This is a genomic window from Frankia sp. CcWB3 (assembly GCF_977927595.1).
Genome location: NZ_CDWRCK010000152.1, coordinates 1 through 10,391, shown reverse-complemented (window position 1 = coordinate 10,391; position 10,391 = coordinate 1). Strand labels below are relative to the sequence as shown.

The window sequence follows — 10,391 nt, the reverse complement described above, 5'->3', positions numbered from 1 at the left end:
GCCTCATACCCCGCGATGACCCCCCGTTGCAGATCCACGATCGGCTGGAAGAACAGCACGGGTTCGTCGGGATCGGCGAGAACCCGGCGTAGGTCGGGCCGGTCGTCGCCACGCGTCCCACCCCCGTCGCTGTTCTTCGACCGCCCGGGGGCCCGCCCCACCGGCTGCGGGCAGCGTCCTGCCCTCGGCCGCGCCACCGGGCGAAACAGCCGCGTCGCCGACATCGGGGCGGTCGCTGGACGGAGGTCCCGCGGGAATCCGCTGCCGAGTAATCATGCGCCGTGCACCCCCCTCGCATCGAAGCACGTCGCACCTGTCCTGTAAGTGATTTTCTTACCATCCGGCCGCGATGCCGGGTGCGAGTACCGTCCGGAGTTGTGAATCCTGCGCTCTTTTGTGCGACCAGCGGGTGGCGGTCGGATTGCTGTTCATCGTCCTTCCCGTGCCCCCGGCGCAAGAACGGCGGTTTCTGGGCGCCGGAGGCGTCGTTCATCGTTGATCCGTCGCCAAAACGGTCATTGCTCGCCAGGATTTTCGGGTGCCGACGCGAGGCGTGCGAGTAGTCCGAGTCGGCCGATGGAAATCAATCCAGCAACAACGGGGGTGAACTTTATTCGGCGAGGTGGTGCGCTACGATTACTCAAGGTGATCGAATGTGGAAGTGTGGGTGGCGTTCCGGAGGCGAGGTTAGGCTGAGGTAGTGGTATAGCTACCATTCGCAGTTATTCGGGGGTGATTCGCGGCCGTTCGGGAGTACGATGACGGCCGCCGGGGCGGTGGCCCGTCGTGAGCGGACCCGTGCGGACCCGCGGTCGGCCGCTACAGTCGGCCCATGAGGCTTGCAGTGATCGGCGGTGACGGGATCGGCCCCGAGGTGGTGGCGGAGGGGTTGCGGGTGCTGCGCGCGGTACATCCCAAGGTCGACATGACCGAATACGACCTGGGTGCCCGGCGCTGGCACGAGACCGGGGAGACGCTGCCCGACTCGGTGCTGGAGGAACTGCGCGGTCACGACGCGATCCTGCTCGGGGCGGTCGGTGATCCCGGCGTGCCCAGCGGTGTCCTCGAGCGTGGCCTGCTGCTGCGGCTGCGGTTCGAATTCGACCATCACGTCAATCTCCGGCCGGTGCGGCTCTACCCGGGAGTCCGCTCGCCGTTGGCCGGCGATCCGGCTATCGACATGATCGTGGTGCGGGAGGGCACGGAGGGGCCGTACGCGGGCGCGGGGGGTGTGCTCCGGAAGGGGACGCCTCACGAGGTGGCGACCGAGGAGAGCCTCAACACCCGGTACGGCGTCGAGCGCGTCGTGCGCGACGCGTTCCGGCGGGCCGATCGACGCGAGCGTCGCCATCTGACTCTCGTGCACAAGAACAACGTGCTGACCAAGGCCGGCGACCTGTGGTCGCGCACCGTGGCCGAGGTGGCGCCCGAGTTCCCCGACGTGCGCGTCGACTACCAGCACGTGGACGCGGCCTCGATGTTCTTCGTGACCGATCCGGGCCGGTTCGACGTCGTCGTGACGGACAACATGTTCGGCGACATCATCACCGACATCGGCGCGGCCATCACCGGCGGGATCGGCCTGGCCGCCAGTGGCAACCTCGATCCCTCCGGTGCCCACCCGAGCATGTTCGAGCCCGTGCACGGCAGCGCCCCGGATATCGCCGGCAGGCAGCTCGCCGACCCGACGGCCACCGTCGCCTCGGTGGCGATGCTGCTCGATCATCTCGGCCACGCCGAGGAGGCGGCGAAGGTCGAGGCCGCCGTCGCATCCTCCCTGGCGGATCGTGCCGCCGCGGGAGCGGCCCAGCTGTCGACCCGGGAACGCGGCGAGGACCTCGCCGCGCGGGCGGCGGGCTGAGTCCTCGCCACCCCGGTCCTCGCGCCACCCCGCCACGCCACCGGTGGAGGCCGGATGGTTGATTGCCGCGGGGGCCCTTCCGGTCCAGGTGCGTCGTGGTTATTCTCTACGGGAGCCGTAGATCCGGTAAGATGGCAGCCGACAGGGCCCCACCACGGCGAAGATCGGCGGATTCGTCATCTCCTGTTCGCTTCGTCGTACTTTGGCCTGGAGTCGCCGTGCCTATCACCCCAACCTCGAAGATCTGGATGAGTGGAGAGTTCGTCGACTGGGACGACGCCCGCATCCACGTGCTCAACCCGACCCTGCACTACGGGTGGGGTGTGTTCGAAGGCGTCCGCTGCTACGAGACGGCCCAAGGGCCCGCCGTGTTCCGGCTGACGGACCACATCGCCCGTCTCTACCGCAGTGCCAAGATTTATGTGATGGAGCCGTCCTTCACGCCGGAGCAGGTCGTCGCGGCGACGAAGGAGACCATCGCGGTGAACGACATCGCCTCCTGCTACATCCGGCCGCTGATCTACCTCGGTTACGGTGAGATGGGGCTCAATCCGTTGCCTTCTCCTGTCGAGGTCATGATCGCGGTGTGGCCGTGGGGCGCCTACTTCGGCGAGGAGGCAGAGGAGAACGGCATCTGCGCGATGATTTCCTCCTGGAAGCGGAACGACCCGAACATCACGCCGCCGGCGGCCAAGGCGTCCGGGCAGTACCTCAACTCGTCCCTGGCGAAGGTCGCGGCGGTCAAGGCCGGTTACGACGAGGCGATTCTGACCAGCCCCAATGGCCACATCGCCGACGGCACCGGGGAAAACGTCTTCATCGTCTCCGGACGCAAGGTCATCACTCCGCTCCTCACGGATGGTCCGCTCGGTGGCATCACCCGCGCCTCGATCATGAGGATCGCCGCCGATCAGGGGTACGAGGTGATCGAGCAGCACATCGTGCGCACCGACCTCTATCTGGCTGACGAGGCGTTCTTCACCGGCACGGCGGTCGAGATCGTGCCGATCGTCGAGGTGGACGACCGGCAGGTCGGGAGCGGGAAGCCGGGCCCCGTCACCCGGGAGCTGCTGGAGATCTTCCACCGCGCGACCCGGGGGGAACTGGACCGATACCAGGAGTGGAACGAGTTCGTCCAGCAATAACGCCGTGGCCGGCGTCGCGGGCGTTCGCGCGTTGCCCCGCGTCCCGGCCAGGGTCGTGAGCCCGGCCCCGCGTGGCCGGGCTCACATAATGCCCACGCCGAAGCATCGTGTGCTCTGGTCAACATGGCCGGCAGGGCCTACCGTCGCGAGTAGCAGTTTTCACGAATGCACAAGCGTCGGGAGGGCGTCGTGCGGGTTTCGGAGGCTATGAGCTCCCTTGTTCTCATGATCGGCCCGGGGCACACGCTTCGCCAGGCGGCGAGGCTGATGGCGGCGCGCAAGGTGGGTGCCGCGGTCGTCCACGATGCGGACAGTGAGGGCTACGGGATCCTGACCGAACGGGACGTTCTGCGATCGATCGCCGCGGCTCAGGATCCGGATGTCGAGATCGCGGGCGACCATCTCACCCGCGATGTCGTCTTCGCGGATCCGGAGTGGTCCTTGGACGAGGCGGCTGCCGCGATGCTGCGGGGCGGTTTTCGGCACCTTATCGTGACCTCGGGCGGTGGCGTAGCCGGAATCCTCTCCATGCGCGACGTGGTACGTTGCTGGAGTAACCATCATGTTACGGTATGATGTCTACCGTGTCGTACGCCGGGGATGCTTGCGGTCTGCCGTCGAATCCGATCCCGTCGTCCGGGGTATCTGGGGAACATGAGGCAGGCGGACGGCGCTACGGTCACCGCATGCACGACAACGAGGCGGTCGCCCTGCTCCGAGCGACCACGCTGCTGAAGGAACTGCAGGAGGAGGACCTGTTGCGGCTCGCCACGCGAGCCGTCACGCGACGTTTCCGGCGTGGACAGGTTGTCTTCACGGAAGGTGAGACCGCCGACACTCTTCTGGTGGTCGCCTCCGGGCGGTTGAAGGTGCTCACGAAGGCCGATGACGGCCGTGATCACGTTTTGAACATTGTCGGGCCACGGGAAACCCTGGGAGAACTCAACATCGTCGAAGGGGGTACCCGGTCCGCCGGCGTCGAGGCGCTCGAACCGAGTACTGCGCTGGTTCTCGACCGCACCGCGGTCTGGGAACTCGTGCGGGAACGGCCGGCCGTCGCCGAGCAGCTCATCCGAGCACTGGTGGCGCACGTGCGACGCCTCACCGGAGCGAATGCCGACCTCGTCTTCCTCGATCTGCCGCGACGCGTGGCCAAGTTGCTCCTGCTGCGGATGCGGGAGGCGGGGCGTCCAATGATCGAACTCGGCCTCACGCAGACCGAGATCGCCTCGCTGCTCGGCGGTTCCCGCCAGTCGGTGAACCAGGCGTTGCGCGAGTTCGAGCGGAGGACCTGGATCCTCTCGGAAGGTCAGACCATCACGATCCTGCAGGTCGACCGGCTACGCCGGTTTGCGGGGGACTGAGATCCTCCACTGTGGCGCACGCCACATCCGTCACATGTCGGGCCTGTTACATCGTAGGCTTGTCACCCGGCGGCGAACCCGTCTCCGTCGCGCGCTTCGGTCGCTGACCCCTGGGGCCGGGCGCGTGGCGGCCCCAGGTTCCCGAACTCTGCTCGGTTCGGCGTGCCGGAGGTTGTCCGGACCGCTCGGCTCGGCCGGGGCGGAACGGCCCAAGATCCTTGCGGAGGGGCGCCCCGTGCGGCCATACGATCCCGATTCCCTGCACATCTATGACACGACATTGCGGGACGGTACCCAGCAGGAGGGGTTGTCGCTCTCGGTCGGCGACAAACTCGCGGTGGCCCGTCACCTGGACGATCTCGGTGTCGGTTTCATCGAGGGCGGCTGGCCGGGATCGAACCCGAAGGACGCGGAGTTCTTCACCCGGGCGCGCGGCGAACTGAACCTGACGACCGCCGTGCTGACCGCCTTCGGGGCCACCCGGCGGGCGGGCCGCGCCGCCGCGGACGATCCCCAGGTGGCGGCGCTTCGGGACGCGGGGACCTCGGTGGTCTGCCTGGTCGCCAAGTCGGATCTGCGCCACGTCGAACGTGCCCTGCGCACCACCCCGGCCGAGAACCTCGTGATGATCCGGGACACCGTCGTGCATCTGCGCGCGGAGGGAAAGCGGGTCTTCGTCGACGCCGAGCACTTCTTCGACGGCCATCGGGTGCATCCCGCCTACGCCCTTGAGGTCGTCTCCGTTGCGGCCGAGGCCGGTGCCGAGGTCGTCGTGCTGTGCGACACGAACGGCGGCATGCTCCCGGCGCGGATCGGCGCGGTCGTCGCCGATGTTCTCGCCACGACCGGCGCCCGGCTCGGTATCCACTGCCACGACGACGCCGACTGCGCGGTCGCGAACACCCTGGTGGCGGTGGAGGCCGGCGTCACCCACGTGCAGGGCACCACAAACGGCTACGGCGAGCGGTGCGGGAACGCCAACCTGCTGAGCGTCATCGCGGGTCTGGAGACCAAGTTGGACCGGGCCGTGCTGCCGCCCGGGCGGCTGCGTGAGCTCGTCCGGGTCTCCCACGCGATCGACGAGGTCACCAACTCCGTGCCCGACCCGCACCGGCCGTACGTCGGGGCCAGCGCCTTCGCGCACAAGGCCGGCCTGCACGCCAGCGCCGTCAAGGTCGATCCGGACCTGTACCAGCACATCGACCCGGCGGTCGTGGGCAGTGACATGAGGATGCTGGTCTCGGAGCTCGCCGGTCGGGCGACCATCGAACTGAAGGGCCGTGAGCTCGGCCTTGACCTGTCGAACCAGCGTGAGGCGCTCGGACGGGTGGTGGACCTGGTCAAAGAGCGGGAGGCGGCCGGGTACGTCTACGAGGCCGCGGAGGCCTCCTTCGAACTCCTGCTGCGCGACGAGGTGGCCGGCCGGCAGCGGTTCTACACCCTCGAATCCTGGCGCGTCATCGTCGAGCAGCGCCCGGGCGGCGAGGTGGTCAGCGAGGCGACGGTGAAGCTCACCTCGCACGGCGAACGCCACGTCGCGACGGCGGAGGGGAACGGACCGGTCAACGCTCTCGACACGGCACTGCGCAACGCGCTGGAGAAGGCATATCCGGGGTTGGCCGATCTGGACCTGGTGGACTACAAGGTTCGGATCCTCGACGGCAAGCAGGGGACCGGCGCGGTGACCCGGGTCCTGGTGGGAACCAGTGACGGCCGCGAGTGCTGGGACACGATCGGCGTGGACGAGAACATCATCGCCGCCTCCTGGGCGGCCCTGGAGGACGCCGTCGACTACGGACTGCGGCGGCAGGGAGAGCGCCCAGACCCGGACGCGGCCTGACGCCGGGCCCCAACCCCCGGGAGTGGCCCCGCCCGGGCGTGGGTGCTCCCGTTGTACCGCCCGCGGAGCAGCCCGCCGCCGCGGGCCGGGCCGCCGGCTACGTGGGTCAGTCCTGCGGGATCTCCTCCCACCACTGGCACCACCAGTCGCCGCCGACCAGAACGCGTAGCTTCGGGTGCCAGCAGTAGGTGATGTCCTTGTCGGCGTCCAGGTAGTATAGGCAGTTGTCGCACCGCTCGTCGCCGTTGGGTTTACCCCGCAGGATCGCGTCTTCGGCCAGGTGGCCCAGTTTGACGCTCAGTTCCTCGTCGATCGGCTTCGGCTCGGGTGCGCCGACATCGTAGACGGGGGTGGTGTCGGTCTCGCTCACCGTTTTCCTTTCCCTTTCCTCTGCCGGGTAACTTGCCGGGCAGCTCCGCGGTGATGTCGGCCGTCCGCGTCGGATCTGGTCAGTACGGGACAGCGGGAGCGGGTGGCTGCCATCCGCTGGTGGACCAGCTGGTGGACCAGGCGCGGGTTCTAGCCTAATTCTCGGTCACTCGTCACCGTTCTGGCGAACTTGATCAGCCCCGGCCGTGGTCATGTCGGTCATACGAGTCATACCCGCGGTGTGGCGGGGCCGCCCACCGGCCGGTCGGGTCAGCTCCTTCCGCGGGCTCGGTACGGTCTGGGGGTGCGTATTGCGAGGTTTACCGATGGTTCGGAGCCTGGGTTCGGGGTCGTGGAGGGGTCGATCGAGGCGGGTACGGCCGTGATCTCCGGCATCACCCCGCATCCGTTCGGTCCGTTCTCCTTCACCGGCGTCCGCCGGGGGCTCGGCGACGTGCGGCTGCTCGCTCCCGTGCTGCCGAGCAAGGTGCTCTGCGGGGGCAAGAACTATGCCGACCATGTCTGGGAGATGGGCGGTGACACCCCGCCCGAGTGTCCGATCCTCTTCCTCAAGCCCTCCACCAGCGTCGCCGGCCCGGGCGATCCGATCACCCTTCCGTCGGACAGCGAGCGGGTCGACTTCGAGGGCGAGCTGGCGATCGTCATCGGCCGGCTGTGCCGTGACGTCCCGGTGGAACGGGCCTTCGAAGTGGTGCTCGGCTATACCTGCGCCAATGACGTGACCGCTCGCGATCAGCAGAAGGCGGACGGCCAGTGGACCCGGGCCAAGGGCCATGACGCCTTCTGCCCCCTCGGTCCCTGGATCGAGACGGATCTCGACCCGGCGGATCTGACCATCCGCACCACCCTGGACGGCGAACTGCGCCAGAGCTCCCGAACCGGCCTGCTGCTGCGCGACGTCCCCTCGTTGATCGCCTACATGTCGTCGGCCATGACGCTGCTACCCGGCGACGTGCTGCTGACCGGAACGCCCGCGGGCGTGGGGCCGATGTCACCGGGGCAGACGGTGGCGGTGACCGTCGAGGGCATCGGGACGCTCACCAACCCGGTAACGGCTCGCTAGCGCCCGCGGCGCGATCCTCCGCCGGATGACTGCCGGTCGGGTGGCTGCCGGTCATTCCCGATGCCCCAGCCACGGGACGTGACGGGATGACCGGCGTGCATCGGCACCCCGGCGCGCTGATGTGCTGTCTGCATGAGGTACAGTAGGCAGCGCCCGAACAGGGCCCATGGGGTATGGGGTAATTGGCAGCCCAACGGATTCTGGCTCCGTTAGTCTAGGTTCGAGTCCTGGTACCCCAGCTGCATCAGATCTGCCGCTCGGTCGAAACTGGCCGCTATACTGTATAGTGTGACACGCGCATAAGCGCGTAAGTAAGAACCAGAGTCTTGGCCCCGTCGTCTAGCGGCCCAGGACGCCGCCCTCTCAAGGCGGTAGCGCCGGTTCGAATCCGGTCGGGGCTACACGGCGGTTTTATCTTCGATTCTTCGCAGAGGACGAGAGCTACGCCCTCGCACCAAGACGGACCATCGATGGCCCTCGGATTCCTCTCCGGGGGCCATCGTCATGTCGGGCGCGATCCGGCCTACCGCATAACCTCGAACCGCAGCATGGTCGCGGGGTGGCGGGCCATCGTGCACGCGCGGCAGCCGCAGGACGCTGGGCCTCCGCGGCCGTGGACCACTTCGATCTCGGTGTCCGGGGTCGAGGCCACCAGGCGTAGCTGGGGGCGCGCGACCCGGGCCATGACGGCGGTCAGCGCGGGATCGTCGGTGGCACCCGGCTGCGGCGGGCCGATCCGACCCGCGGTCGACGGGGCGATCGCGGAAGCGGTCGAGGCTGCCAGGGCCACTGGGGCTGTCAGGGCCACTGGGGGCACGGTGTCCTCCTCCATGGGGGGCTGTCTCGGGGCCACCCCGCGGACCACAGCCTGGCGGGGAGGGCGAGGCCCGCGCCATGCTCCGTTGAGCCCGGTACCAGGTGGTGCAGATGGCCTAGTCAAACCTGGGCATTGTCGCCATGCGACACCACCCTTGACAACCATGGTGCTCCAGCACCGGATCGGTACAAACTTGCGCGGATGTCCACCGTCAGTCCATCGGCACCCGAACGCGCACGGCGTCGGCATGGGAGTGCGCACGTGGGGCGCGCCGCCCGCCATGCTGGTCGGCTGCGCCCGCCGGGATCGGCACCGGAGCAGGTGGACGTCCTGCCGGGAGCCGCCCGGCGCATCACCTCGCTGCTTCCCCAGGGCCGCGGTCTGCCCATCGAGGACTGGACGGCCCGTCACACGTTGATGTGCCTGGTGCTGGCGATACACCTGCCGGTCATCGTCTGTTACGCGATCTGGCGCGACCTGAGCCTCGTGCACGGCTTTCTGGCGGCCAGTCTGCCGGCGCTGCTGTTCGCCTCCGCGGTGGTGCCCGGCCGCCGCCGGGTCCGTGCCCTGGCCGCCAGCCTCGGGCTGCTGTGCTGTTCGGTCGTCCTCGTCCATTTTTCGAGCGGCCTCACCCCGATGTACTTTCACTTCTTCGTGGTCGTCGCATTGATCGCGCTCTACGAGGAGTGGACCGTCTATCTGCTGGCGATCGCCTTCGTGTTCGTCGCCAACCTGGCGATCGGCAACATCATTTCGGCCGACGGGGAGCTGCTGGACAACGCCTGGCTGGTGGCCGGCCTGCATGCCGGCTTCATCTTCGCTCTTGCCTGCGCACAGATGGTCTTCTGGCACTACAACGAGCAGTCCCGCCGCCGGGTGGAGCACTACCGGCAGCAGCTCTACGAGGGTCAGCAGAGCCTGATGGCCCGGTTGGAGGAGACCGACAGGATCCGCAGCGACCTGGTCGCGACGGTGTCGCACGAGTTCCGCACGCCACTGACCGGTATCCGCGGAAACCTGCTGACCATCAAGCGCCGTCGCGACCGGCTCTCGGACGCCCAGCTCGACGATCTGCTCGATGCGGCGGTGAACTACTCCGATCGCCTCTCCCGCCTGCTGGAGAACATGCTCACGGCCGCCACGGCCACCGGCACGGACGAGACCACCATCGCCGATCTGCCGGAGGTCGTCCGGCACGTGCTCGCCACGCTCTCGTACACCGGGTCGCCGAGCAGCGTGACGGTGGATCTTCCGCTGGAGCTGCCGGTGCGGATGGCCCGACAGGCCCTCATCCAGGTGGTCGCGAACCTCGTCGACAACGCCCTGGTGCACTCCTGGCCGGGAGCGCCGGTACGGCTCATAGCCGGCCGGGTGGGCGACGAGGTCGTCCTGCGCGTCCGTAATCCCGGGCCCGATCTCGACCCCGACACCATCCGCCAGCTCTTCGAACCGTTCACCCAGCGGGACGGCACGGCGACCCGCCCCACGGACGGGGCCGGCATGGGGCTCTACGTCGTGCGACGCCTCGTCGAGGTACACGGGGGACGGCTGCGGATGTCCTCGGAGAACGGCGAGATCATCGTCGAGGTGGACCTGTGGGCGGCGACCAGCCTGGCGGCGCTCGCGCCGGAGCCTGAGGCGGAACTGCCGGTTCCGATGCCCCTGCCGCGCAGTATCCGGGTCGACGAGGAGCCGGGTAAGCCACGGCTTACCGGCGGGCCGCTCGCTGGTCCCCGGGACGACATCCGCTCGTTGCCCATGGACCGTCTCGGCTGAGCGGGGCGGGAAGACCGTTCCTCGTGCCGGGCTGATCCCCGTGCCGGGAAGGCGCCGGGACCTGCCCAGGCGGCGGCCCGATGGTCAGGCGTTCAGTTCTTGGCCGTCGATGTCGGGGTCGGGGCCGGGGCGGAC

The 10,391-nt window shown here is 68.4% G+C and carries 9 protein-coding genes, 2 tRNA genes and 1 pseudogene; 9 read left to right on the top strand and 3 right to left on the bottom strand.

Annotated elements, in window-relative coordinates; all coding sequences use genetic code 11:
* Positions 1-197: pseudogene (locus tag ACY5KJ_RS12810) on the bottom strand (EAL domain-containing protein); the annotation flags it as partial.
* A gap of 635 nt (positions 198-832) precedes the next feature.
* Between ACY5KJ_RS12810 and ACY5KJ_RS12805 the strand changes: the two are divergent.
* The 5 genes from ACY5KJ_RS12805 to cimA all read left to right on the top strand — a co-directional run bounded on the left by ACY5KJ_RS12805 (position 833) and on the right by cimA (position 6,210).
* A complete protein-coding gene (locus tag ACY5KJ_RS12805) occupies positions 833-1,861 on the top strand; it encodes a 3-isopropylmalate dehydrogenase (RefSeq protein WP_462187996.1) in 1,029 nt (342 codons plus the stop codon).
* 218 nt (positions 1,862-2,079) lie between these two features.
* A complete protein-coding gene (locus ACY5KJ_RS12800) occupies positions 2,080-3,006 on the top strand; it encodes a branched-chain amino acid transaminase (RefSeq protein WP_462203427.1) in 927 nt (308 codons plus the stop codon).
* A 189-nt stretch (positions 3,007-3,195) separates the two neighbouring features.
* Positions 3,196-3,582: a CBS domain-containing protein gene (locus tag ACY5KJ_RS12795; protein WP_462188001.1), complete on the top strand. Its 387-nt coding sequence runs from the start codon at positions 3,196-3,198 to the stop codon at positions 3,580-3,582.
* Positions 3,583-3,692: 110 nt separating this feature from the next.
* The gene (locus ACY5KJ_RS12790; RefSeq protein ID WP_462187999.1) at positions 3,693-4,370 is read left to right on the top strand and encodes a Crp/Fnr family transcriptional regulator; all 678 of its coding nucleotides are present in this window, start codon (positions 3,693-3,695) and stop codon (positions 4,368-4,370) included.
* A 235-nt stretch (positions 4,371-4,605) separates the two neighbouring features.
* On the top strand, positions 4,606-6,210 hold the full coding sequence (gene cimA / locus ACY5KJ_RS12785) for a citramalate synthase (RefSeq protein ID WP_462203426.1): 1,605 nt from the start codon (positions 4,606-4,608) through the stop codon (positions 6,208-6,210).
* A 106-nt stretch (positions 6,211-6,316) separates the two neighbouring features.
* Here the strand turns inward: cimA and ACY5KJ_RS12780 are convergent, their stop codons facing one another.
* Positions 6,317-6,580: a hypothetical protein gene (locus tag ACY5KJ_RS12780; RefSeq protein ID WP_462186127.1), complete on the bottom strand. Its 264-nt coding sequence runs from the start codon at positions 6,578-6,580 to the stop codon at positions 6,317-6,319.
* Positions 6,581-6,883: 303 nt separating this feature from the next.
* On the opposite strand from ACY5KJ_RS12780, the gene ACY5KJ_RS12775 reads away from it, so the two are divergent.
* From ACY5KJ_RS12775 to ACY5KJ_RS12765, 3 genes are all read left to right on the top strand, one after another.
* The gene (locus ACY5KJ_RS12775; RefSeq protein ID WP_462203425.1) at positions 6,884-7,663 is read left to right on the top strand and encodes a fumarylacetoacetate hydrolase family protein; all 780 of its coding nucleotides are present in this window, start codon (positions 6,884-6,886) and stop codon (positions 7,661-7,663) included.
* Between the two features lie 167 nt (positions 7,664-7,830).
* Positions 7,831-7,902 (top strand) — tRNA-Gln (locus tag ACY5KJ_RS12770).
* Positions 7,903-7,991: 89 nt separating this feature from the next.
* Positions 7,992-8,064: transfer RNA gene (locus ACY5KJ_RS12765), tRNA-Glu, on the top strand.
* Positions 8,065-8,186: 122 nt separating this feature from the next.
* On the opposite strand, the gene ACY5KJ_RS12760 is transcribed toward ACY5KJ_RS12765, so the two are convergent.
* Positions 8,187-8,480 (bottom strand): hypothetical protein, encoded by a 294-nt coding sequence (locus ACY5KJ_RS12760; protein ID WP_462186124.1) that lies wholly within the window; start codon positions 8,478-8,480, stop codon positions 8,187-8,189.
* Positions 8,481-8,681: 201 nt separating this feature from the next.
* On the opposite strand from ACY5KJ_RS12760, the gene ACY5KJ_RS12755 reads away from it, so the two are divergent.
* A complete protein-coding gene (locus ACY5KJ_RS12755; RefSeq protein ID WP_462186123.1) occupies positions 8,682-10,256 on the top strand; it encodes a sensor histidine kinase in 1,575 nt (524 codons plus the stop codon).
* Positions 10,257-10,391: the final 135 nt, after the last annotated feature.

Coding starts and splice junctions, on each gene's coding strand:
- ACY5KJ_RS12805 (WP_462187996.1), top strand. CDS start 833: ATGAGGCTTGCAGTGATCGGCGGTGACGGGATCGGCCCCGAGGTGGTG.
- ACY5KJ_RS12790 (WP_462187999.1), top strand. CDS start 3,693: ATGCACGACAACGAGGCGGTCGCCCTGCTCCGAGCGACCACGCTGCTG.
- ACY5KJ_RS12755 (WP_462186123.1), top strand. CDS start 8,682: ATGTCCACCGTCAGTCCATCGGCACCCGAACGCGCACGGCGTCGGCAT.